This is a genomic window from Streptomyces sp. NPDC098781 (assembly GCF_044759995.1).
In the GTDB taxonomy this organism is placed as follows: domain Bacteria; phylum Actinomycetota; class Actinomycetes; order Streptomycetales; family Streptomycetaceae; genus Streptomyces.
Genome location: NZ_JBIWAK010000003.1, coordinates 1,090,870 through 1,114,565, shown reverse-complemented (window position 1 = coordinate 1,114,565; position 23,696 = coordinate 1,090,870). Strand labels below are relative to the sequence as shown.

The window sequence follows — 23,696 nt, the reverse complement described above, 5'->3', positions numbered from 1 at the left end:
CATGGATGGATCCGCCACAGGAGTGTTTGTCGGCCACACGACACCTCATGTGCCGTCAGTCGCCCTCTTCTGCGCGGGAGTTGACCGATGTACCGTCCGCGCATGCCGAAACGCACGCGCTTCACGCTCTGGAGATCGCTCGCGACGGCGGCCGCGGCCGCCCTGATGGCGACGTTCCTCGCACCCGCGACGGCCCACGCCGGCCCACAGGAGAGCAGGCCCGTCTACTCCTACGACAACGCCGTCCGCGAGGCCGTGTGGGTGGACACCGGACTCGACCTCGACCGCGACGGCAAGCGCGACCGCGTCGCCGTCGACATCGTCCGGCCCCGGGAGCCGGCCGCGCAGGGCCGCAAGGTGCCCGTCGTCATGGACGCCAGCCCGTACTACTCCTGCTGCGGGCGCGGCAACGAGAGCCAGAAGAAGACGTACGACGCCGACGGCGACGTCGTCCAGATGCCGCTGTTCTATGACAACTACTTCGTGCCCCGCGGCTACGCCTTCGTCGGTGTCGACCTGGCCGGCACCAACCGCTCCGACGGCTGCGTGGACGTCGGCGGCCGCTCCGACATCCGCTCCGCGAAGGCCGTCGTCGACTGGCTGAACGGCCGCGGCAGGGCGTACACCACCCGCACCGGCACCACCAGAGCCACCGCGAAGTGGACCAACGGCCGCACCGGCATGATCGGCAAGAGCTGGGACGGCACCATCGCCAACGGAGTCGCCGCGACCGGCGTCGAGGGCCTGAAGACCATCGTGCCGATCAGCGCCATCTCCTCCTGGTACGACTACTACTTCCAGCAGGGCGCCCCGCTGTACGACTCCGGCCCCGACTGGCTCTCCGACTACGTCGACAGCCCTGACGCGCGCGCCCAGTGCGGCCCGGTCCAGCAGATGCTCGCCGAAGGGGCCCCGCGCACCGGCGACTGGACCCCGCTGTGGACCGAGCGCGACTACGTGAAGGACGCGCGCAAGGTCAAGGCGAGCGTCTTCCTGATCCACGGCATGCAGGACCTCAACGTCCGTATGAAGCACGTCGGCCAGTGGTGGGACGCGCTGGCGAAGAACGGCGTCGAGCGCAAGATCTGGCTCTCCCAGACCGGCCACGTCGACCCCTTCGACTTCCGCCGCGCCGAGTGGGTTCAGACCCTGCACCGCTGGTTCGACCACGAACTCCTCGGCTACGACAACGGCATCGACCGCGAGCCCATGGCCGACATCGAGCGCCACCCCGACCAGTGGGTCACCTCCCAGGTCTGGCCCCCGCGCGGCACCGACACCACCACCCTGCGCCCGGCCGAGGGCGCTCAGGCCGGCGTCGGCAGGCTCGGCCTCAGCAAGGGCAAGGGCACCGAGACCTTCACCGACGACCCGCAGCACAGCGAGACCGACTGGGCCGCCCACATCGACACGCCCACCCCCGACAAGGCGGGCTTCGTGACCACGCCGCTCAGCCGCGACCTGCGCCTGTCCGGCTCCTCGGAGGTCACCGTCACCGCCACCCCGACCACCTCGACGGCCCACCTGTCCGCCGTCCTGGTCGACCTCGGCCCCGACACCGTCCGTGACTACGCGGCGAGCGGCGAGGGCATCACGACCCTCACCGACCGCACCTGCTGGGGCGTCAGCACCGCGGGCGACAGCGCCTGTTTCAAGGAGACGAAGGCCAAGACGGCCGACGTCGAGTACACGGTGGTCAGCCGCGGCTGGGCCGACCTCGGCAACCACGCCTCGGACCTGACGGGCCGGCCGCTCACCCCGGGCAAGCCGTACACGATCACCCTGGACCTCGCGGCCACCGACCACGTCGTACCGGCCGGCCACCGCCTCGCCCTGATCGTCGCGGGCACCGACAAGGACCTGATCGACCCTCCGTCGACCACGCCGACGCTCACCCTCGATCTGTCCCGTACGAAGGCCCGCGTCCCGCTGGTCGGCGGCGCCCGGGCCTTCGCGCGTGCTACCGCCGAGGCGCCGTCAGCCGCCCCCGTCGCCGAGCTCCTCGACGGCCTGACGACCCTGCCGCGCCCCGTTCACCGCATCCCGGAGGGAGGCCAGTGACCCGTATCCGAGCCCTCACCGTGACCGCGGTGGCCCTCGCCGCGTCGCTCGTGGCCATACCGGCCCAGGCCGCCGACGCCCCGCCCCGCACCGGCTTCGAGCTCTCCGACGGCGCCCGTTGGACCGGTCAGCCCGAGGAGCAGGACTTCCTGGCCGCCGTCGACCGGGCGAGCGAACGGATGTCGGTCGCCCGCATCGGGACGACGAAACAGGGCCGCCCGCTCCAACTGGTCCGCATCGGCACCCGGCCCGCCCCGAACAAGGTGCTGCTCGTGTGCAGCCAGCACGGCGACGAACCCTCCGGCCGCGAGGCCTGTCTGTCCACCGTCCGCGACCTGGCCTACGCCAAGGACCGCCGGACCCTGCGCTTCCTGGAGCGCACCACCCTGCTGGTCGTCCCCACCGCCAACCCCGACGGCCGGGCCGCCGACACCCGCGGCAACAGCGACGGGGTGGACATCAACCGCGACCACATCACGCTGGCGACCGCCGAGGGGCGGGCCATGGCCGCGGTCGTCCGCGACCAGCGCCCCGACGTCATCTACGACCTGCACGAGTACGGCGCCACACCGCCGTACTACGACAAGGATCTGTTCGACCTGTGGCCGCGCAACCTCAACACCGACCAGCACGTCCACGACGCCGCCGAGTCCCTGTCCGAGGCGTATGTGCGTCCCGCCGCGGCGGGCGCCGGCCACTCGACCGGTACGTACGGCATCTGGACCGACCCGGCGACGGGCGAGCCGATCAAGCAGGTCGCCGGTGACGGACAGGAACGCATCCTGCGGAACATGTCCGGCGTCAAGCACTCGGTGGGCCTGCTCATCGAGAGCCGCGTCGATCCGCTGACCGAGGAGGAACAGGCCGACGCGTCGCTCAACAACCGGCGCCGGGTGTACTCCCAACTCGCCGCGCTGGACGGTCTGTTCGACTTCGCCGAGGCCCGGCGCGGCCAGGTCGAGGCGGCGACAGGACTGGCCCGCCTCACCGGCTACGCGGACAGGGGCCCGGTCTATCTCGGCGGCGCCGACAACGACCCGCCCGAACCGGCGGAGGTGATCCAGGACCCGCCCTGCGGCTACCGGCTCACCGCCGAGCAGTACGCGCGGGTCAAGGACGAACTCGCCCTGCACGGGGTGCGGACGCACGGCACCTACGTCCCGCTGCGCCAGTCCCTGCGCGCCCTCGTCCCGCTCCTCCTCGACGAGCGCGCTCCGTATCACCTCACGGCGGCCGAGCCCGACACCGACTGCTGACAGGGCTGCGTTCGGCGGGATCTGTGGTAGGTCCTGGGAAGACGATGTGGAACCTGCGTATCCACCGTTTCCTGGGGAAGGTGCCGCTGATGACCGACGATCTGATTGAGAGAGGCGGCCGGGAAGGTCCTCACGACGAGACCGGCCGCCATACGGACCGGGTGGTGTTCGGCGTCACCGCCGCCATCACCTTGGCCTTCGTGATCTGGGGCTGGGCGGCCACGGACTCGCTGGAGAGCGTGTCCACGACCATGCTCGACGGCCTCATCCACAACGGCGGCTGGGCGTTCATGCTGGCCGCCTCGGGTTTCGTGGTGTTCGCGCTGTGGCTCGCGATCAGCCGCTACGGCCGTATCCACCTCGGCACCGAGGGCGAGGAGCCCGAGTTCCGCACGGTGTCATGGGTCGCGATGATGTTCAGCGCCGGCATGGGCATCGGCCTGATGTTCTACGGCGTCAGCGAGCCCCTCGCGCACTACACCAGCCCGCCGCCCGGCACCGACCCCGCCAACTCCGGTGAACGCATGGAGACGGCGATGGCCACCACCCTGTTCCACTGGACGCTGCACCCCTGGGCGATCTACGCGGTGGTCGGACTGGCCATCGCCTACAGCACGTTCCGCAAGCGCCGGCGCCAGACCATCAGCGCGGTCTTCACGCCGCTGATCGGCGAGAAGCACGCCAACGGCACCGCGGGCCGGGTCATCGACATCCTCGCGATCATCGCCACCGTCTTCGGCTCCGCGGCCTCCCTGGGCCTCGGGGCGCTCCAGATCGGTTCCGGCTTCCAGGAGCTGGACTGGATGGACGACGTGAGCACGGGTCTGCTGGTCGCGATCATCGCCGTGCTGACGCTGGCCTTCGTGGCCTCCGCCATCTCCGGCATCGAGCGGGGCATCCAGTGGCTGTCCAACATCAACATGGTGCTGGCGCTGATCCTCGCGTTGTTCGTGTTCATCGCGGGACCCACGATCATCGTCCTCGACCTGCTGCCCACCTCGATCTTCTCCTACCTCGGCGACCTGCCCCAGCTGGCCGGCCGTACCGAGGCGAGCGGCGGCGAGGGCGTGGCGGACTGGCTCGGCAGCTGGACCGTCTTCTACTGGGCCTGGTGGATCTCCTGGACGCCCTTCGTCGGCATGTTCATCGCCCGCATCAGCCGTGGCCGCACCATCCGGCAGTTCGTCGGCGGCGTCATCCTCGTGCCCAGCACCGTCAGCCTCGTCTGGTTCGCGATCTTCGGCGGTACGGCGATGAGGGTGAAGGAGGACGGCGGACTCTCCGGCGAGGACACTCCTGAGGGCCAGCTCTTCGGCCTCCTCCAGGAGTTCCCGATCGCCACCGTCACCAGCCTGCTCGTGATGATCCTGGTCGGCATCTTCTTCGTCTCGGGCGCCGACGCCGCCTCCATCGTGATGGGCACGCTCTCCCAGAAGGGCGCCCTCGAACCAGGCCGGTTCGTCGTCGTGTTCTGGGGTGTGGTGACCGGAGCCGTCGCCGCCATCATGCTGCTGGTCGGCAGCGGCCAGGGCGACGCGCTCACCGGCCTTCAGAACCTCACCATCCTGGCCGCCGCGCCCTTTGTCCTCGTGATGATCGGCATGTGCGTCGCCCTCATGCGCGATCTGCGCCAGGATCCGGTCATCGTGCGGCGCGAGATGGGCTCCGAGGCCGTCGCAATCGCCGTGATCGAGGGCCACAAGAGGTTCGACGGCGACTTCGGTATCCAGGTCGGACCGGGTCCCGGCACCGAGACGGAGGGTGACCCGCTGGGCCACGACCACGGCTGAGCACCGTACGTACGGCCCCACTTGGGCCGTACGTTCGCTTCCCAGGGCGGGACGTAGCGGAATATGTCATGCCGCGCTCATATCGGTCCCGCTCTGGGGATACTCACAGCATGTCTGCCGAGTACGCGACCTTCGGCCTGGCACCGGCGATGCGTGCCGGTGGCGTCCTCGCCAACGGTGACTACCAGGTGCACCGGGATTTCGTGGACTTCATCGTCGACGGACGCCCGCTGCTGTTCCAGCTGTCCGACCTCGACGCCGTCTCCCCGCTGGCCTCCGACGTGCCGCCCGCCATCTTCACCGCGAGCGTCCGCAGCCTGCTGCTGGAGGCGGAAGCCCCGCTTCCAGAGAGCAGATACGTCATCTACGGCTGCCCCGAGTGCGCGGACCTCGCCTGCGGCGCCGTCACCGCGGTCATCGACAAGGAGGGGGACGACTACGTCTGGCGGGACTTCGCCTGGCAGACCGACGAACACGCCGACCTGGAGCTCAACGGGTACCACGGCATCGGACCCTTCCGCTTCCACGGCGCCGGGTACCGCGCGGCGCTGGGCTCCCTGCTCGACCACGAGCACGACACCGGAGCCCCACGCCGCCGGGTGCTCCTCATCGGCGCCCGCGTCGCCCTCCTCGCCAAGCTCGCCGCGGCGCTGCGCACCATCAACATCGGCGCCGAGATCACCGACCACGTCGACGGCGTCCTCGCCGACGAACTGCGCACCTACGGCGCCGTCGCCTTCGGCCGCGGGGTCGGCGAGGACCGGCGCGCCGCCGTACGCCGTGCCTTCGCGGACGCCGGTGTCGACGTCACCTACGTCGAGGGCCTCGCGCCGATCGTGCCGCTGCTGGTCGCCCAGATCGAACACGCCCTGGACCGCAGCCCGGTCGAACAGCGCCGGCTGACCCGGCTCGTCGCCGCCGACGGCGAGGCGGGTGTCGAGGTGACCTCGCCCTGCCGGGTGCGGCTCACCGCGTACCGCCTCGACCGGCTCTACCGTGCCCACACCCATGAGGTTTTCGACGGCATCCTGGAGGCGGGCCGCCATCGCATCGCGCTGGACGCCAAGGCGGTGAAGGGGGAGTCCTTCGTGGTGGCGCGGACATCGGGGAGTGTGCTGGTGGAAGCGATGGCCCGTTGAGCGACGCCCGCCGGCCGAAGCCGCGCATCGAACAGCCCCGCCTTCGTCCGGTGCGCGGGACACCGTGACGCCCCCGATCCGCGCGGGCCACTAGGATCGCCCTCTGTGACCGCCACCCTCGTCGCCAAGAACCTCGCCGCCGGCCACGGCGACCGCTCCCTGTTCAGCGGGCTCGACCTCGTCGTCGCCCCCGGAGATGTGATCGGCCTGGTCGGGGCCAACGGCGCGGGCAAGTCCACGCTGCTCCGTCTGCTCGCCGGGCTGACCGCGCCGGAGGAAGGTGAGCTACGGCTGTCCCCGCCGACCGCGACCGTCGGTCACCTCCCGCAGGAGCCGGAGCGACGGCCCGGCGAGACGGTACGGCAGTTCCTGGCCCGCCGCACCGGCGTCGCCGAGGCCCAGCGGGTGATGGACGAGGCGACACAGGCACTGGTCGACGGCGCGCCGGGCGCCGACGACGCGTACGCGACCGGCCTGGAGCGCTGGCTGGACCTGGGCGGCGCCGACCTCGACGAGCGGGCGGAGGAGATCGCCGACTCGCTCGGCCTGGCCGTCGACCTGGACCAGCCGATGACGTCCCTGTCCGGCGGCCAGGCGGCCCGCGCCGGACTGGCCTCCCTGCTGCTCTCGCGCTACGACGTGTTCCTGCTCGACGAGCCGACGAACGACCTCGACCTGGACGGCCTGGAGCGCCTCGAACGCTTCGTCGGCGGCCTGCGCGCCGGCACGGTCGTCGTCAGCCACGACCGCGAGTTCCTCACCCGCACCGTCACCAAAGTCCTCGAACTAGACCTCGCCCAGGGGCAGATCAACCTCTACGGCGGCGGCTACCAGGCCTACCTGGAGGAGCGCGAGGTGGCCCGCCGGCACGCCCGCGACGACTTCGAGGAGTACGCCGACAAGAAGGCCGCCCTCCAGGACCGGGCGCAGATGCAGCGCTCCTGGATGGACAAGGGCGTCAAGAACGCCCGGCGCAAGGCGAACAACGACAACGACAAGATCGGCCGCAAGTTCCGCAGCGAGGCCAGCGAGAAGCAGGCCGCGAAGGCCCGTCAGACCCAGCGCATGATCGAGCGCCTGGACGTCGTCGACGAGCCGCGCAAGGAGTGGGAACTGCGCATGGAGATCGCCTCGGCACCCCGCTCGGGAGCCGTGGTGGCGACCCTGCGGGACGCGGAGGTACGACGCGGCGACTTCACCCTCGGTCCGGTGTCCCTCCAGATCGACTGGGCCGACCGGGTGGCCGTCACCGGCGCCAACGGCGCGGGCAAGTCGACCCTGCTGGCCGCCCTGCTCGGCCGCGTTCCGCTGACCGCGGGCCAGGCCTCGCTCGGCTCCGGCGTCCTGATCGGCGAGGTGGACCAGGCCCGCAAGCTGTTCCACGGCGAGGAGTCCCTGCTGGACGCCTTCTGCACGGCCGTCCCGGACACCGAACCGGTCGAGGTCCGCACCCTTCTGGCCAAGTTCGGTCTGAAGTCGGACCACGTCCTGCGCTCCGCCGCCACCCTCTCCCCGGGCGAACGGACCCGAGCCGCCCTGGCCCTCCTCCAGGGCAGGGGCGTCAACCTGCTGGTCCTGGACGAGCCCACCAACCACCTCGACCTGCCGGCCATCGAGCAACTGGAGTCGGCCCTGGACTCCTACGAGGGCACCCTCCTCCTGGTCACCCACGACCGGCGCATGCTCGACGCGGTCCACGTCAACCGCCGCCTGGAGGTCGCGGACGGCAAGGTGACCGAACGCTAGAGGGTCCGTCGGCTCAGCCGAGCCGGCTCGCCAGTCCCGGGTAGTCGACGACGAAGCCGTCCTCGTCGAACTCGATGTCCCTGCGGAAGTCGCCGGAGACGAAACGAACCCGGCCCGCGCCCAGATGCGTGTACGTCTGCCGGGACGCGACGACGGCCAGGTCCGGCACCGACACCCACGCCATCAGAAACTCCCGTTCCCCGGGCCCCCGATGGAGGGCATGTCGCAGCACCGGCATCGTATTGGTCAGCGGACACAGGCCGAGGTCGCAGTCGAGCGCGCCGTCGGCCTCGGGCAGCCGCTCATCGTTCGCCGTCCATCGCCCTGCCCCGTCGTGTCGCAGGTCGAGCTCGCGGACGCCGTCCGCGGACTCCACGGTGACGTGCAGCCGACGGGTCACGAAGGCGCCGGCCGTGTCGAGTTCGTAGGTGATCCAGTACGGCTCCGGATCCGTACCGACCGCCCGGCCACGCCCCCGCAGGGCGTCGCCGCCGAGCTCCGTCCAGGCGGTCTCGATGCCCTTGCTTGCCTGCACTTCCCAGGTGATGACACGCGACGTCGGCATGCCACCACCGTACGGGCGGGGCCCGGCCCCTCCGAGTCCTGTCGGAGGGGCCGGGCCCGTGTGTCGTGTCGGGATCGGCTCAGCGCTTGCCCTGCTTCGGGTCCAGCAGACCCGCGCGCCGCAGTGCGTCGGCCATCGCGCTGTTGGCCGGAGGCGGCGCCTGGCGCGACCCGCCGCCACCGCCACCCCGGTTCTGCCGCTGGCCCTGCCGCTGCTGCGGCGGACGCCCGCCCCGCTGCCGGCGCTCGCCACCGCCGTTGCCCTGCTGACCGCCCTGCGCGGCGGCCTCGTCGTCGAGCCGCAGGGTCAGGGAGATCCGCTTGCGCGGGATGTCCACGTCGAGGACCTTCACCTTGACGATGTCGCCCGGCTTCACCACGTCCCGCGGGTCCTTGACGAAGGTCTTCGACATCGCGGAGACATGCACCAGCCCGTCCTGGTGGACACCGACGTCCACGAACGCGCCGAACGCGGCCACGTTCGTCACGACGCCCTCCAGGACCATCCCCGAGGCGAGATCGGAGATCTTCTCGACGCCCTCCTTGAAGGTGGCCGTCTTGAAGGCGGGACGCGGGTCACGGCCCGGCTTCTCCAGCTCCTTGAGGATGTCCGTGACGGTCGGCAGACCGAAGGTCTCGTCCACGAACTCGTCCGGCCGCATCGAGCGCAGCACGCCCGTGTTGCCGATCAGCGCGGCCACCTCCTGGCCCGACGTCTTCACCATCCGCCGCACCACCGGATACGCCTCCGGGTGGACGCTGGACGCGTCGAGCGGGTCGTCGCCGCCGCGGATGCGCAGGAAGCCCGCGCACTGCTCGTAGGCCTTCGGGCCGAGCCGCGCCACGTTCTTCAGCTGCGAGCGGGAGGTGAACGGGCCGTTGGCATCCCGGTGAGACACGATGTTCTCGGCGAGGCCGGAGGTGATGCCGGAGACGCGCGCGAGCAGCGGCGCGGAGGCGGTGTTCACGTCGACGCCGACGCCGTTCACACAGTCCTCGACCACCGCGTCCAGCGAGCGCGACAGCTTCACCTCGGACAGGTCGTGCTGATACTGGCCGACACCGATCGACTTCGGGTCGATCTTCACCAGCTCGGCCAGCGGGTCCTGAAGGCGGCGCGCGATCGACACCGCGCCGCGCAGCGACACGTCCATGTCCGGCAGTTCCTGCGAGGCGAAGGCGGAGGCCGAGTACACGGAGGCGCCGGCCTCGGAGACCATCACCTTGGTGAGGTTCAACTCCGGGTGCTTGGTGATGAGTTCACCGGCGAGCTTGTCGGTCTCGCGGGACGCGGTGCCGTTGCCGATCGCGACCAGGTCGACCATGTGCTCCTTGGCGAGCCGGGCCAGCTTCGCGATCGCCTCGTCCCACTTGTTCGCCGGGACGTGCGGGTGGATGACGTCGGTGGCGACCACCTTGCCGGTGGCGTCGACCACCGCGACCTTCACACCCGTACGGAAACCGGGGTCCAGGCCGAGCGTCGCGCGTGTGCCGGCCGGGGCGGCGAGCAGCAGGTCGCGGAGGTTCGCCGCGAAGACACCGACGGCCTCGTCCTCGGCGGCCGTGCGCAGCCGCAGCCGAAGGTCGATGCCGAGGTGGACCAGGATGCGGGTGCGCCAGGCCCAGCGGACCGTGTCCGTCAGCCACTTGTCGCCGGGACGGCCCCGGTCGGCGATGTCGAACTTGTGGGCGACGATCCCCTCGTACGAGGACGGGGCCGTCGGCGAGTCGGCCGGCTCCTCCGGCTCCAGGACGAGGTCGAGGACCTCCTCCTTCTCACCGCGCAGCATCGCCAGGATCCGGTGCGAGGGGAGCTCGGTGAACGGCTCGGCGAAGTCGAAGTAGTCGGCGAACTTCGCGCCCGCCTCCTCCTTGCCCTCGCGCACCTTCGCGGCCAGCCGACCGCGCACCCACATGCGCTCGCGCAGCTCACCGATCAGGTCGGCGTCCTCCGAGAACCGCTCCGTGAGGATCGCGCGGGCGCCGTCCAGGGCGGCCTGCGGATCGGCGACGCCCTTGTCGGCGTCCACGAACGCGGCGGCCGCGGCGAGCGGGTCGACGCTCGGGTCACCGAGCAGGCCCTCGGCGAGCGGCTCCAGACCCGCCTCGCGCGCGATCTGCGCCTTGGTGCGGCGCTTGGGCTTGTACGGAAGGTAGATGTCCTCCAGCCGCGCCTTGGTCTCGGCGCCGCGGATCCGGGCCTCCAGCTCCTCGGTCAGCTTGCCCTGCTCGCGCACCGAGTCGAGGATCGCCGCCCGCCGCTCTTCCAGCTCGCGCAGATACCGCAGCCGCTCCTCGAGCGTGCGCAGCTGCGCGTCGTCGAGCATCTCGGTCGCTTCTTTGCGGTACCGGGCGATGAAGGGCACCGTCGAACCGCCGTCGAGCAGCTCCACGGCAGCCTTCACCTGCCGCTCCCGTACGCCGAGCTCCGCGGCGATCCTGCCTTCGATGGACCCTACGAGGGGTGTCGTCACGATCCCGTCCCGCCTTCTCACTGAGGTTGCGCGGCAATTGTGGCAGGTGACACCGACAACCGGGGATCAGGGCGGCAACCCGGCCCGTCGCGGCGGGACGGAATCAGACCCGGCGACTGCGCGTACTGCTCGACGCGCCCCCGAAGAGCCGGGCGAGCGCCCGGAAAGGCAACGTCACCACAGTGGCGACGGCGCCACCTATCTGCCGCAGGACATCTGCGATTGCACGGAACACGTGGTTCACCCTTTCCTCTCCTGGCCACACGGGCCGACTGAGGTTCCGGGTACCGCGGTCGCGGCCCGCCATGCATCGCGGGCCCCTTCGAAGCAGGTCGGTCGGATCTCAGGCCTTGCCGACCAGATCCGCCGGGAACGCCCCCGCCGCCATCGCGGCCCGCGTGAACCCGGCACCGAGCTCCGTCAGCCGGGCGACGCCTTCCGCACCCAGGTGCTCGTACGGTGCGCGGTCCAGCCGGTCCGTGTCGGCCTCGATCCCGTCGCGCAGGGCGAGGCCCTCCGCAGTGAGCTCGCCCGAGCCGTCCAGGAGTCCGCGCCCGCGCAGTCGTTCACAGGCCGCGTCCCAGTCCTCCTGGACCCAGCCGCGGGTGGAGAAGACCCACTTCGGTGTCATGCCCTTGCCGGTCGCGGTGTGCGTCACGACCGCCTCCAGGCCGTCGAGACCGGCGGCCATCAGCACCGCGAGATGCCCGTCACCTCGGTGCTCGCGCAGCAGGGTCGCGGCGTGGAAGTACGCCAGGTGCGGCTGCTCGGGGACCGGCAGGTCCGCGTGCGCCGAGTACAGCGGCCGGGCACTGCGCGAACAGGCCTCGCTCGCCCGGAGCGCGAGCCGCGCGGCCTCCGCCATCTCCGCGGACGCCACCGCCTCCTCGCCGAGCAGCCGCCGCAGCGCCGCGTCCACGGCACGCGCGCGTGCCGCCAGCACGTCCTCCGGCGAGGCGATCGCCCAGACCGCGGGGACGTGCCGGGCCACCAGCTCGTGCTTGTAGTTGTAGAACGCCGCCGTCACCGCGCCCGCCCCGACCGGGCCCAGCGCGGCCGCCCGCACCGCGAAGTTGGCCGCCCTGGGGTGCGTGATCCCGAGCGCGGCCAGTTCCCCGCCCAGCTCGGGGGCGAAGTAGGACGTCGAGTGCAGGGAGTTGAGCATGTTGTGGCAGCGGCGGCCGGCACGGGGCTCAAGGGCGGCAGTAGTCATGCCCGGCAGGTTACCAACCGCTTGGTACGTCGCCTACGCCCCTGGCGTCATGGCAGAAAAGGTGGGGAGCTCGTCATTGCGGCCATCCCGGCGTCCTCGAAGAATCGGAGCATGGCGCAGCGAACCGTTCTCTTCCTGCTTTTCGACGCGGTGCAGAGCCTCGACGTCACCGGCCCGCTGGAGGTCTTCGCGGGGGCCGAGCAGCACACCCGGGGCAGCTATCGCATCCGCACCGCATCCCTGGACGGCGCTCCCGTACGCAGCTCCGGTGGCCTGACCCTCGTACCGGACCAGGCCCTCGACGACCGGCTCGACGCGCACACCCTCGTGGTCCCGGGTGGCCGGGGCACCCGCGCCCCGGACCCCGACCTGGTCCGGTGGCTGCGCCGGCACGGCCCCCGTGCCGAGCGCCTGGTCTCCGTCTGCACCGGCGCGATCCTGCTCGCCGCGGTCGGCCTGCTGGACGGCCGCCGCGCCACCACCCACTGGGCGTACTGCGACAAGCTCGCCCGCGACCATCCGGCCGTCGAGGTCGACCCGGACCCCATCTATGTGCGCGACGGCCATGTCGCCACCTCCGCCGGTGTGACCTCCGGTATCGACCTCGCCCTCGCCCTGGTCGAGGACGACCTGGGCCGGGACATCGCCCTCGACATCGCCCGCCACCTGGTCGTCTTCCTGCGCCGGCCCGGCAACCAGGCCCAGTTCAGCGCCCAGCTGGCCGCCCAGACCGCCCGGTGCGAGCCCCTGCGGGAGGTCCAGCACTGGATCACCGAGCACCCCGACGCCGATCTGACCGTCGAGACGCTCGCCGCCCGCGCGAGCCTCTCCCCGCGCCACTTCGCCCGCGCCTTCCGGAACGAGACCGGCACGACCCCCGGCCGCTACGTCGACCGGATCCGCCTCGAACACGCCCGGCGCCTCCTGGAGGACACCACCGACGGAGTCGAGGAGATCTCCCGGGCCAGCGGCTACGGCACCCCGGAAGCCATGCGACGCGCCTTCGTCAAGGCACTCGGGGCGGCCCCGGCCGAGTACCGCCGTCGTTTCCGCCCCGCATCCGCCCACTGATCCGCCCACTGAAGGGAAGACCGATGCAGATCGCCCTGGTCGTCTACGACCGGTTCACGGCCCTCGACGCCGTCGGCCCGTACGAGATCCTCTGCCGCCTCCCGGACGCGGAGACCGTCTTCGTCGCCAAGGAGGCCGGACCCGTCCGCTCCGACACCGGCGTCCTCGCACTCACCGCCGACCGGGCGCTGACCGAGGTGCCGAGTCCCGACATCGTGGTCGTGCCCGGCGGCCCCGGCCAGCCGGCGCTGATGGAGGACGAGCAGGTGCTGGGCTGGCTGCGCGCGGCCGACGCCACCAGCACCTGGACGACCTCCGTGTGCACCGGCTCCCTGCTGCTCGCCGCCGCCGGACTCCTCCGGGGCCGCCGGGCGACCTCGCACTGGCTGGCACTGGACCAGCTGAAGCCCTTCGGCGCCGAACCGACGGCGGAGCGCGTCGTCTCCGACGGCAAGTACGTCACCGCGGCGGGCGTCTCGTCCGGCATCGACATGGCGCTGACCCTCCTCGGGCGCATCGCCGGCGACGACCACGCCCAGGCCGTACAGCTGGCCACGGAGTACGACCCGCAGCCGCCCTACGACGCCGGGTCGCCGCAGAAGGCCCCCGCGCACATCGTCGACGCCCTCCGCGCGCGCAGCCGGTTCATCCTGACGTAGTCCAGGTGAAGCGCGGCGGCCTGCGCTCCAGGAACGCGGCGACCCCCTCCGCGGTGTCGCCGCTTGCGCGCGCCTGCTCCGCCCAGTGATCGTCGCGGTCGGCGCGCCCGTTCGCGAACTCCTTCGCCGCGGCCTGCGTCAGCTGCGAGCGCGACGCCAGGATCCGGGCGAACTCCGCGACCCGCTTGTCGAGTTCGCCCTCCGGCAGCACCTCGTCGAGCAGGCCCGTGCGCAGCGCTCGCGCCGCGTCGATCAACTCGCCGGAGAACAGCAGGTACTTGGCGGTGGCCGGCCCCACCAGTGACACCAACCGCCGGGTGGAGGAGGCCGGATACACGATCCCGAGCTTCGCCGGAGTCACCCCGAACGACGCCCCCTCCTCCGCGAACCGCAGGTCGCACGCCGCCGCCAGTTGTGATCCGCCGCCCACGCAGTGCCCCCGGACCGCCGCGAGCGTCGGCTTCGGAAAGGCGGCCAGCGCCTCCTCGGCGGCCACGGCCAGCGACTGCGCCTCCCGCGGCGAGCCCCGGAGTGTGGAGATGTCGGCGCCCGCGCAGAAGGTCCCGCCCTCACCGGTCAGCACCAGCACCCGTACGGCCGGATCGGCGGCCAGCGTCCCGAGCAGCGGCGGCAGCGCGCGCCACATCACGGCCGTCATGGCGTTGCGCTTGGCCGGATGGTGGATGACGACGGTGGCGACCGAGTCGGCGACGCCGTGCAGCAGCTGGGGCTCCATGCCGCGGATGCTATCCGCTTGCTCCGAACGGTCGATCAGGACGGGCTCCGTGATCGATCGCGGCACAAGGTGCAAAGAGGGAGGACCTGGGAACGCTGACCTGGGAGGCGCTGATGGCCAGATCCACCAAACACACGGGCGAGACGGCGAAACTCCGACGCGGCTTCAGCTGGATCGGTGCCCTCGGGGTGCTGCTGGTCCTCGGCGGGCTGGTCGGGCTGTTCTACACCGCGTTCGCCACGCTGACCTCGATGCTGCTGTTCGGCTGGCTCCTGCTGATCGGCGGCGTCATCGGCTTCGGCCACGCGGTCCAGGCGCGCGGCACCAACTTCTTCTGGCTCGGCGCGGTCGTCGCGGCGCTGAACATCGCGGCCGGCGTGGTGGTGATCCGCAGGCCGGAGGCGGCGGCCGAGGCGCTGGCCATGTTCGGTGCCCTGCTGTTCCTCACCGGTGGGCTGCTCCGGCTGGTCGGCAGCCTGGTGGTGCGGGGCCCGCAGATGGGCTGGACGCTGGTGCAGGGCGCCTTCGACCTGTTCCTCGGCATCCTTGTGCTGAGTGCCTGGCCCAGCAGCAGATACGTGATGGGCACGCTCTTCTCGCTGGCCCTGCTGTTCGACGGGCTCGGTCTGATCGCCACCGGCTTCGGCGGGCGCAAGATCGTCGGCATGGTCTCCGAGCGGGTCGCCGGAGAAGGGGGCACAGGGCACGGATCGGGCAAGGGTGCCGCCAAACCCGTACAACCCGAATAGTTCGCCAAATCGGCACGAGCGGTACAGGAGCGGTCCCACAACTGACCGTGTCATACGCCAACGGTCAGAAACGCTCGATACCTGCTGACTTCTGTTCAGTCCTACGGCCCGGACCTGCGCGTTACCAACACTCGACATGTGGTGACAATCGAGCGCGAGGGTGGCGACCGGACGATGGAGAACCACGGGCGCGGGTCCGGCCCACGCCCAGCAGGCGGCGCGGACGAGCCCGTCGTTCCACGGCCGCCGAATCCACTGCCTTACGAGGGCGTCTGGCGGTTCACCGCCCCGGCCGTCGACGCCTCGGTCCCGCAGGCCCGGCACGCCGTCCGGGACCTGCTGTACCGCCAGGGCGTGCCGGTCTCGGACGATCTGGTGCAGGGTGTGCTGCTGATCGTGTCGGAGCTGGTGACGAACGCGGTCCGGCACGCAGCGCTGCTGTCGCCGACCCTCGCCGTGGAGGTCGCCGTCGGCGCCGAGTGGCTGCGGGTGTCCGTGGAGGACAACCACCCCTACCGCCCCACCGCCCTGGAGGCCGACCACGGCCAGACCGGCGGCCGGGGGCTGCTTCTGGTGCGCGAGGTCGCCAGGGAGGCGGGGGGCGTGTGCGACGTCGAGCACACGGCGAGCGGCGGCAAGGTGATCTGGGCGGCCGTGCCGCTCAAGCCCGCGCACGTGCCGTAGGAGGGGCCCGTCCGGCGGATCGGGCCCCGGCCCGTCACCAGCCGGCCGACGGGCCCGTCAGCTCCTTCATGGCGGGACGAGCGGCGTCCAGCACGGTCATGAACCAGGCCGAGAAGGTGTCCTTCGCGTGCCGCTCGGTCAGCTCGGCCGGCGTCACGAAGGCCGTCTCGTGGACCTCCTCCGGGTCCGGGCGCAGCGGCGACTGGACCATGCCGACGAAGAGGTGGTTGTACTCCTGCTCCACCAGGCCCGAGACCGGGTCCGGGTGGTTGTAGCGGACCGTGCCCGCCTCGGCGAGCAGCGACGGGGAGACCCCGAGCTCCTCGAACGTCCGCCGGGCCGCGGCCGCGAAGGGCGCCTCACCGGGGTAGGGATGGCCGCAGCAGGTGTTGGACCAGACGCCGGGGGAGTGGTACTTGCCGAGCGCCCGCCGCTGGAGCAGCAGCCGGCCGTGCTCGTCGAAGAGGAACACGGAGAAGGCGCGGTGCAGCTGACCGGGCGGCTGGTGGGCGGCGACCTTCTCGGCGGTGCCGATCGTCACACCGTTCTCGTCGACGAGTTCCAGCAAAATCGCGTCAGCGGTGCCGTTCGACGGACTTTGCGTCGTGGTGGCAGGTGTGATCGGCATACCCATCCTTCACATCGGTCTTGCGCCCCAAGTGTGCCGTACGAATCCGACACTCCCGGCAGTTGATCGTGCCCGGCGCGGCGGGCACGGAACCGTCACCGGGAGGGCTGTGAGCACGAGGACGCCACGGACCACCGGATCGCTGCATTCCGCCCGTACTGACGTCTTATCGGATCGTATGGTTGTTTCATTCCTGCCGGTCGGCCGACGTCTCAGTGGCAGAGCCGCGCCTCGTGCTCGGCGTGTCCGACGGGCTCCAACTGGAAGGTGCAGTGCTCCACGTCGAAGTGGTCGCCGAGGCAGCCCTGGAGCTCGTGCAGCATCTTCTCGTGGCCGATCGCGTTCAGGACGTCCGAGCGCACCACCACATGGGCCGACAGCACCGGCATACCGGACGTGATCGTCCAGGCGTGGAGGTCATGGACGTCCTCCACACCGTCCAGGGCGACGATGTGTGCCCGGACCTGGGCCATGTCGACGCCCTTGGGGGCTGACTCCAGCAGCACGTCGAGGGTCTCGCGCAGCAGCTTGAGCGTGCGGGGCACGATCATCAGACCGATGACCAGCGAAGCGATGGGGTCGGCGGCCTGCCAGCCGGTGGTCAGGATGACCACCGCCGAGATCAGCACCGCGAGCGAGCCCAGCGCGTCCGCGGCCACCTCCAGGAAGGCGCCGCGCACGTTCAGGCTCTCCTTCTGGCCCCGCATCAGCAGCGTCAGCGAGATCATGTTCGCGACCAGACCGATCGCACCGAAGACGATCATCAGACCGCCCTCGGTCTCGGCGGGTGTGAAGAACCTCTCGATCGCCTCGTAGAGGACGTAGCCACCCACGCCCAGCAGGAGCAGACAGTTGGCGAGGGCGGCGAGGATCTCCGCGCGGGCGTAGCCGAAGGTGCGCGTCGTGCTCGGCGGCCGGTTCGCGAAGTGGATGGCGAGCAGGGCCATGCCCAGGCCGAGCGCGTCGGTCGCCATGTGTGCCGCGTCCGCGATCAGGGCGAGCGAGTCGGCGGCGATCCCGCCGACGATCTCGACGACCATGACGGCAAGCGTGATCGACAGCGCGACCCGCAGCCTCCCGCGGTACGCGGCAGCCGCCGTACCGGTCGTGGGTGCATGCGTGTGCCCGTGGTCGTGCCCAGCCCCCATGAAAGCCGCCCTTCAGTGTCCGTCGGACGATCGGAAATCCCGTCCCGGGACCACAGTGAACTACGGGCGGGGGGTACCCGGCAACGCGGCACTGAACACCGTTGTCATGTGCCCTGACCTGCGGAAACGATCCGCAGGTCAGATGGTGCGCATGATCAGCGGCCGTGGTGCAGCAGCCAGCCCCGCCACGCCGACTCGACCATCTCGCGTACCCCGCGCCGAGCCGTCCATCCGAGTTCCTCGGCGGCCAGCGCGGCCGAGGCGACCGCGCGCGGAGCGTCCCCGGGCCGCCGGGGCTCGACGACGGCCGTCCGGTGGTCGCCGGTCACTTCGCCGATCACGGTGATCAGCTCGCGGACGGAGACGCCCTCGCCGCTGCCGATGTTGACGGTCAGATCGCCGCTGACGCCGGGTTCGCCGAGCCGCCGGGCCGCCGCCACATGAGCCTCCGCCAGATCGGCGACATGGATGTAGTCACGGACACAGGTGCCGTCCGCCGTCGGATGGTCGTCGCCGAAGATCCGCGGAGCCTCGCCACGGGTGAGCCGGTCGAAGACCATGGGGACGATATTGAAGACGCCCGTGTCGGCCAGCTCGGGCGCGGCGGCCCCCGCGACGTTGAAATAGCGCAGACATACGGTGGAGATCCCGTGCGCACGGCCCGCCGCCCGCACCAGCCACTCCCCGGCGAGCTTGGTCTCGCCGTACGGGTTCACCGGAGCGCACGGGGTGTCCTCCGTGATGAGATCCACATCCGGGTTGCCGTAGACGGCGGCGGACGACGAGAAGACGAACCGCTCGATCCCCGCCTCTGCGACCGCGTCCAGGAGCGTGGTGAGACCGCCCACGTTGTCCCGGTAGTAGCGCGTCGGCTGTGCCACGGACTCACCGACCTGCTTGCGCGCCGCGAGATGCACCACACCCGTCACCGCGTGCTCGGCGAACACCCGCTTCAGCAGGTCACCGTCCAGCGCCGAGCCCTCGACCAGGGTGACGTCCGCGGGCAGCCGGGTCGGAAACCCCGCCGAGAGGTCGTCCAGTACGAGCACCCGCTCCCCGGCCTCGGTCATCGCCCGCGCCACATGTGCCCCGATGTAGCCGGCTCCGCCTGTGATCAGCCATGTCATGGCGGCCCACCCTATGTCCCGCCTTCGACCGGTACGCAATGTCTCTGATGCCCCGGTCTGGGGGCCTGAGTTTGTGGGCGGACCCCGGGATCCGTGATGATGATCGCGTCGGCGCTCAGGGCAAACCACGTTGATCGGTTCGTCAAACAGCCGGTGAACGTTGGCTTCCAATCATCCGATAGCCTCTGCCGACACGCCGCCCGGCCCACCGCCAATGGGCGCTGCCCATCACGTACACGACCGGCGCGGGCGCGCCGGCACCCAGGGAGTGAGTTCGGTTGTCGACCGCCATCCTCACCGGTCAGCCGGTCCCCGGATCGTCGCTCGAGGGCGATCTGCGGTCCCTCGGCTACGACGTGCGGATCGCCGCCGACCCGGCCGACGCCGAGACGATGCTCGCCCAGGTCCCCGGTGACCAACGGGTCGCCGTGGTCGACGCCCGCTTCGTCGGCCACCCGCACGCGCTGCGCCTCGGCCTGACCGACCCCCGCTTCGCGCTCGCCGCGATCCCCGGCGCCCTGACCGCCCAGCCGGCCGGCCGCCAGGCCCTCACCCGCGCGATGGCCCGCGAGACCTCCGCCAGCGGCGGCTTCGCGGTGGCCGTCGACAGCCTCGCCGACCGCGTGGTCACCGCCCTGGACGACGACGGCACCGACGTCCACCGCCCCGAGCTCGGCAGCCTGGTCGCCGCCGTACCGGCCGACCCGCAGGCCCGCAACGAGGCACGGCAGGCCGTGGCCGCCGTCGACGACGAGGCCGTACGTCTGAAGTCGGCCGTGAAGTCCCGCGACGGCTTCTTCACCACCTTCTTCATCAGCCCGTACTCCCGCTACATCGCCCGCTGGTGCGCCCGCCGGGGCATGACCCCCAACCAGGTCACCACCGCCTCCCTGATCACCGCGCTCATCGCGGCGGGCTGCGCGGCCACCGGCACCCGGGCCGGGTTCATCGCGGCCGGACTGCTGCTGATCTTCTCCTTCGTCCTGGACTGCACGGACGGCCAGCTCGCCCGCTACTCGCTCCAGTACTCCACGCTCGGCGCCTGGCTCGACGCCACCTTCGACCGGGCCAAGGAGTACGCCTACTACGCCGGCCTCGCCCTCGGCGCGGCCCGCGGCGGGGACGACGTGTGGGCCCTCGCCCTCGGCGCGATGGTGCTCCAGACCTGCCGGCACGTGGTCGACTTCTCCTTCAACGAGGCCAACCACGACGCCACCGCCAACACCAGCCCCACGGCCGCCCTCTCCGACAAGCTCGACAGCGTCGGCTGGACGGTGTGGGTGCGCCGGATGATCGTCCTGCCGATCGGCGAGCGCTGGGCGATGATCGCGATCCTCACGGCGGCCACGACTCCTCGTATCACCTTCTACGCGCTGCTCATCGGCTGCGCCTTCGCCGCGACGTACACGACGGCCGGCCGTGTGCTGCGTTCCCTCACCCGCAAGGCCCGGCGGACCGATCGGGCCGCCGAGGCGCTGGCCGACCTCGCGGACAGCGGGCCGCTGGCCGAACTGGTCGCGCGCATCGCGCCGAACAAGTTCCCGGTTCTCGCCCCGGCGGTCGCCGCCGTCGGAGCCGCCCTGGTGGTGCTCGCGGCCTGGTTCGACGGGCCGGGCTGGTCCGTCGTCCTGTGTGCCGCCGTCTACGTCGTGCTCTCCGGGTATGCGGTCTCGCGCCCGCTCAAGGGAGCCCTCGACTGGCTCATCCCGCCGCTGTTCCGCGCCGCCGAATACCTCACGGTCCTGATCCTGGCAGCCAAAGCGGAGGTGAACGGAGCCCTTCCTGCGGCTTTCGGCCTGGTGGCCGCCGTCGCCTACCATCACTACGACACGGTGTACCGCATCCGCGGCAACGCCGGAGCGCCCCCGGCCTGGCTGGTGCGCGTCATCGGGGGGCATGAGGGGCGGACGCTGCTCGTCACGGTCCTTGCCGCGGTGCTCTCCGCCTCGCAGTTCAGTGTCGCGCTCACGGTCCTCGCCGTGGCCGTGGCCCTCGTGGTGCTCGTCGAGAGCATCCGCTTCTGGGTGACCGCTCACATGGGCGGTGCGCCCGCCGTACACGATGAAGGAGAACCCGCATGATCGGCCTCGTGCTGGCGGCCGGCGCCGGACGGCGTCTGCGCCCCTACACCGACAGCCTTCCCAAGGCTCTGGTGCCGGTGGGGCCCGCGGGCATAGAGGGCGAGCCCACGGTTCTCGACCTGACGCTCGGCAACTTCGCCGAGATCGGTCTCACCGAGGTCGCGGTCATCGTCGGCTACCGCAAGGAGGCCGTGTACGCGCGCAAGGAAGCCCTTGAGGCGAAGTACGGCCTGAAGCTCACCCTCATCGACAACGACAAGGCCGAGGAGTGGAACAACGCCTACTCCCTGTGGTGCGGGCGTGACGCCCTCAAGGACGGTGTGATCCTCGCCAACGGCGACACCGTGCACCCGGTCTCCGTCGAGAAGACGCTGCTCGCCGCCCGCGGTGAGGGCCGTCGCATCATCCTCGCCCTGGACACGGTCAAGGACCTGGCCGACGAGGAGATGAAGGTCGTCGTCGACCCCGAGCAGGGCATGACGAAGATCACCAAGCTGATGGACCCCGCCGAGGCGACCGGTGAGTACATCGGCGTGACCCTCATCGAGGGCGACGCCGCCCCCGAGCTGGCCGACGCCCTGAAGACGGTGTGGGAGACCGACCCGCAGCAGTTCTACGAGCACGGCTACCAGGAGCTCGTGAACCGCGGCTTCCGTATCGACGTGGCGCCGATCGGCGACGTCAAGTGGGTGGAGATCGACAACCACGACGATCTCGCTCGCGGACGGGAGATCGCATGCCAGTACTGACCAGGCTGATTCCCTCGCCGGTCGTCGTCGACATCCGCCCGGGTGCCCTCGACGACCTGGCGTGCGTGCTCGCCGACGAGCGGATCTCGCACTCCGGCAAGCTGGCCGTCGCGGTCAGCGGCGGCTCCGGTGCCCTGCTGAAGGAGCGGCTCGCTCCCGCGCTGCCCGGCGCCACCTGGTACGAGGTCGGCGGCGGCACCCTCGACGACGCGATCCGGCTGGCCGGTGACATCAAGGCCGGCCACTTCGACGCGGTCGTCGGGCTCGGCGGCGGCAAGATCATCGACTGTGCCAAGTTCGCCGCGGCGCGGGTCGGCCTGCCCCTGGTCGCCGTACCGACGAACCTGGCGCACGACGGCCTGTGCTCGCCGGTCGCCACCCTCGACAACGACGCCGGGCGCGGCTCCTACGGTGTGCCCAACCCGATCGCGGTCGTCATCGACCTCGACGTCATCCACGAGGCCCCGGCCCGCTTCGTGCGCGCCGGCATCGGCGACGCCATCTCCAACATCTCCGCGATCGCGGACTGGGAGCTGGCCAACCGCGTCAAGGGCGAGAAGATCGACGGCCTCGCCGCCGCGATCGCCCGGCAGGCGGGCGAGGCGGTCCTTCGGCACCCCGGCGGCATAGGGGACACCGACTTCTTGCAGGTGCTGGCCGAGGCGCTGGTGCTCAGCGGTATCGCCATGTCCGTGTCGGGTGACTCCCGCCCGTCCTCCGGCGCGTGCCACGAGATCAACCACGCCTTCGACCTGCTGTACCCGAGGCGTGCCGCCGCCCACGGCGAGCAGTGCGGCCTGGGCGCGGCCTTCGCGATGTACCTGCGCGGAGCCCACGAGGAGTCGGCCTACATGGCCGAGGTGCTGCGTCGGCACGGGCTGCCGGTACTGCCGGAGGAGATCGGCTTCTCGGACGACGAGTTCGTCCGCGCCGTCGAGTTCGCCCCGCAGACCCGGCCGGGCCGCTACACGATCCTCGAACACCTCGACCTGACCACCGACCAGATCAAGGACATCTACGCCGACTATGTCAAGGCCATCGGTAGCTGAACTCCGCCCCGTCGTTCACCCCGCGGGGGTGAAGGACCGGCGCAGCGGTGAGCACTGGATGGGACGCCTCTACATGCGTGAGGTGTCCCTGCGGGTCGACCGCTACCTGGTGAACACCAGGGTCACCCCCAACCAGCTCACGTACCTGATGACCGTCTTCGGTGTGCTCGCGGCCCCGGCACTGCTCGTGCCGGGGATCCCGGGCGCCGTCCTGGGTGTGTTCTGCGTCCAGATGTATCTGCTGCTGGACTGCGTCGACGGCGAGATCGCGCGCTGGAAGAAGCAGTACTCGCTGAACGGCGTCTACCTCGACCGTGTCGGCGCCTACCTGACCGACGCCGCCGTCCTCGTCGGCTTCGGCCTGCGCGCCGCCGACCTGTGGGGCAGCGGCCGTATCGACTGGCTGTGGGCCTTCCTCGGCACTCTCGCCGCGCTCGGCGCGATCCTGATCAAGGCCGAGACCGACCTCGTCGGCGTCGCCCGCCACCAGGCCGGCAAGCCGCCGGTCCAGGAGGCCGCCGCCGAGATGCGCACCTCCGGCATGGCGCTGGCCCGCAAGGCCGCCGCCGCGTTCAAGTTCCACCGGCTGATCCTCGGCATCGAGGCGTCCCTGCTGATCCTGCTGCTGGCGATCGCCGACCAGGTCCGCGGCGACCTCTTCTTCACCCGGCTCGGCGTCGCGGTGCTCGCCGGCATCGCGCTGCTCCAGACCCTGCTGCACCTCGTGTCCATCCTCGCCTCCAGCAGGCTGAAGTGAACGGCCTGAAGGTCG

The 23,696-nt window shown here is 71.0% G+C and carries 21 protein-coding genes; 13 read left to right on the top strand and 8 right to left on the bottom strand.

Features of this window, described 5'->3' with window-relative positions:
• Positions 1–102 precede the first annotated feature (102 nt).
• From ACIQWG_RS16755 to ACIQWG_RS16735, 5 genes are all read left to right on the top strand, one after another.
• The gene (locus ACIQWG_RS16755) at positions 103–2,061 is read left to right on the top strand and encodes a Xaa-Pro dipeptidyl-peptidase (protein ID WP_404095744.1); all 1,959 of its coding nucleotides are present in this window, start codon (positions 103–105) and stop codon (positions 2,059–2,061) included.
• A complete protein-coding gene (locus ACIQWG_RS16750) occupies positions 2,058–3,317 on the top strand; it encodes a M14 family metallocarboxypeptidase (protein WP_404095742.1) in 1,260 nt (419 codons plus the stop codon). The genes ACIQWG_RS16755 and ACIQWG_RS16750 overlap by 4 nt, the downstream gene beginning before the upstream one ends.
• A gap of 89 nt (positions 3,318–3,406) precedes the next feature.
• The gene (locus tag ACIQWG_RS16745) at positions 3,407–5,107 is read left to right on the top strand and encodes a BCCT family transporter (protein ID WP_404095740.1); all 1,701 of its coding nucleotides are present in this window, start codon (positions 3,407–3,409) and stop codon (positions 5,105–5,107) included.
• Positions 5,108–5,217: 110 nt separating this feature from the next.
• Entirely contained in the window at positions 5,218–6,246 is a 1,029-nt protein-coding gene (locus ACIQWG_RS16740) for an oxidoreductase (RefSeq protein WP_404095739.1), read from the top strand.
• A 105-nt stretch (positions 6,247–6,351) separates the two neighbouring features.
• Positions 6,352–7,992 (top strand): ABC-F family ATP-binding cassette domain-containing protein, encoded by a 1,641-nt coding sequence (locus ACIQWG_RS16735; protein WP_404095736.1) that lies wholly within the window; start codon positions 6,352–6,354, stop codon positions 7,990–7,992.
• A gap of 13 nt (positions 7,993–8,005) precedes the next feature.
• Here ACIQWG_RS16735 and ACIQWG_RS16730 read toward each other — a convergent pair whose 3' ends face one another.
• The 4 genes from ACIQWG_RS16730 to ACIQWG_RS16715 all read right to left on the bottom strand — a co-directional run bounded on the left by ACIQWG_RS16730 (position 8,006) and on the right by ACIQWG_RS16715 (position 12,243).
• Complete coding sequence (locus tag ACIQWG_RS16730; RefSeq protein WP_404095734.1) at positions 8,006–8,557, bottom strand: putative glycolipid-binding domain-containing protein; 552 nt, start codon at positions 8,555–8,557, stop codon at positions 8,006–8,008.
• A 79-nt stretch (positions 8,558–8,636) separates the two neighbouring features.
• Positions 8,637–11,030, bottom strand: a complete 2,394-nt coding sequence (locus ACIQWG_RS16725) for a Tex family protein (protein WP_404095732.1) — start codon at positions 11,028–11,030, stop codon at positions 8,637–8,639.
• A gap of 103 nt (positions 11,031–11,133) precedes the next feature.
• Complete coding sequence (locus ACIQWG_RS16720) at positions 11,134–11,265, bottom strand: LPFR motif small protein (protein WP_308408657.1); 132 nt, start codon at positions 11,263–11,265, stop codon at positions 11,134–11,136.
• A 108-nt stretch (positions 11,266–11,373) separates the two neighbouring features.
• Entirely contained in the window at positions 11,374–12,243 is an 870-nt protein-coding gene (locus tag ACIQWG_RS16715; RefSeq protein ID WP_404095729.1) for a hypothetical protein, read from the bottom strand.
• A 111-nt stretch (positions 12,244–12,354) separates the two neighbouring features.
• On the opposite strand from ACIQWG_RS16715, the gene ACIQWG_RS16710 reads away from it, so the two are divergent.
• Positions 12,355–13,314, top strand: a complete 960-nt coding sequence (locus tag ACIQWG_RS16710; protein WP_404095726.1) for a GlxA family transcriptional regulator — start codon at positions 12,355–12,357, stop codon at positions 13,312–13,314.
• Positions 13,315–13,337: 23 nt separating this feature from the next.
• Complete coding sequence (locus ACIQWG_RS16705) at positions 13,338–13,973, top strand: DJ-1/PfpI family protein (protein WP_404095725.1); 636 nt, start codon at positions 13,338–13,340, stop codon at positions 13,971–13,973.
• On the opposite strand, the gene ACIQWG_RS16700 is transcribed toward ACIQWG_RS16705, so the two are convergent.
• On the bottom strand, positions 13,960–14,709 hold the full coding sequence (locus tag ACIQWG_RS16700) for an enoyl-CoA hydratase/isomerase family protein (RefSeq protein ID WP_404095723.1): 750 nt from the start codon (positions 14,707–14,709) through the stop codon (positions 13,960–13,962). The two genes, ACIQWG_RS16705 and ACIQWG_RS16700, sit on opposite strands and share 14 nt — an antisense overlap.
• Before the next feature lie 113 nt (positions 14,710–14,822).
• Between ACIQWG_RS16700 and ACIQWG_RS16695 the strand changes: the two genes are divergently transcribed.
• Both ACIQWG_RS16695 and ACIQWG_RS16690 read left to right on the top strand, forming a co-directional pair.
• Positions 14,823–15,458 carry an HdeD family acid-resistance protein gene (locus ACIQWG_RS16695; protein WP_404095721.1) on the top strand — a complete coding sequence of 212 codons (636 nt, stop codon included), beginning with the start codon at positions 14,823–14,825 and terminating at the stop codon, positions 15,456–15,458.
• Positions 15,459–15,632: 174 nt separating this feature from the next.
• On the top strand, positions 15,633–16,142 hold the full coding sequence (locus ACIQWG_RS16690) for an ATP-binding protein (RefSeq protein ID WP_404095898.1): 510 nt from the start codon (positions 15,633–15,635) through the stop codon (positions 16,140–16,142).
• Positions 16,143–16,176: 34 nt separating this feature from the next.
• Here ACIQWG_RS16690 and idi read toward each other — a convergent pair whose 3' ends face one another.
• From idi to galE, 3 genes are all read right to left on the bottom strand, one after another.
• Positions 16,177–16,770, bottom strand: a complete 594-nt coding sequence (gene idi / locus ACIQWG_RS16685) for an isopentenyl-diphosphate Delta-isomerase (RefSeq protein WP_404095718.1) — start codon at positions 16,768–16,770, stop codon at positions 16,177–16,179.
• A gap of 212 nt (positions 16,771–16,982) precedes the next feature.
• The gene (locus ACIQWG_RS16680) at positions 16,983–17,918 is read right to left on the bottom strand and encodes a cation diffusion facilitator family transporter (RefSeq protein ID WP_404095715.1); all 936 of its coding nucleotides are present in this window, start codon (positions 17,916–17,918) and stop codon (positions 16,983–16,985) included.
• Between the two features lie 155 nt (positions 17,919–18,073).
• A complete protein-coding gene (gene galE / locus ACIQWG_RS16675) occupies positions 18,074–19,045 on the bottom strand; it encodes a UDP-glucose 4-epimerase GalE (protein WP_404095713.1) in 972 nt (323 codons plus the stop codon).
• Positions 19,046–19,323: 278 nt separating this feature from the next.
• Between galE and ACIQWG_RS16670 the strand changes: the two genes are divergently transcribed.
• From ACIQWG_RS16670 to ACIQWG_RS16655, 4 genes are read left to right on the top strand one after another with little or no spacing between them, the layout of a single operon-like run.
• On the top strand, positions 19,324–21,126 hold the full coding sequence (locus tag ACIQWG_RS16670) for a DUF5941 domain-containing protein (protein ID WP_404095710.1): 1,803 nt from the start codon (positions 19,324–19,326) through the stop codon (positions 21,124–21,126).
• Positions 21,123–21,875, top strand: coding sequence for a sugar phosphate nucleotidyltransferase (locus ACIQWG_RS16665; protein ID WP_404095707.1), 753 nt, complete (start codon positions 21,123–21,125; stop codon positions 21,873–21,875). Before ACIQWG_RS16670 ends, ACIQWG_RS16665 begins: the two co-directional genes overlap by 4 nt.
• On the top strand, positions 21,863–22,924 hold the full coding sequence (locus ACIQWG_RS16660; protein WP_404095705.1) for an iron-containing alcohol dehydrogenase family protein: 1,062 nt from the start codon (positions 21,863–21,865) through the stop codon (positions 22,922–22,924). The genes ACIQWG_RS16665 and ACIQWG_RS16660 overlap by 13 nt, the downstream gene beginning before the upstream one ends.
• Positions 22,902–23,681: a CDP-alcohol phosphatidyltransferase family protein gene (locus ACIQWG_RS16655; protein ID WP_404095703.1), complete on the top strand. Its 780-nt coding sequence runs from the start codon at positions 22,902–22,904 to the stop codon at positions 23,679–23,681. Before ACIQWG_RS16660 ends, ACIQWG_RS16655 begins: the two co-directional genes overlap by 23 nt.
• Positions 23,682–23,696 lie beyond the last annotated feature (15 nt).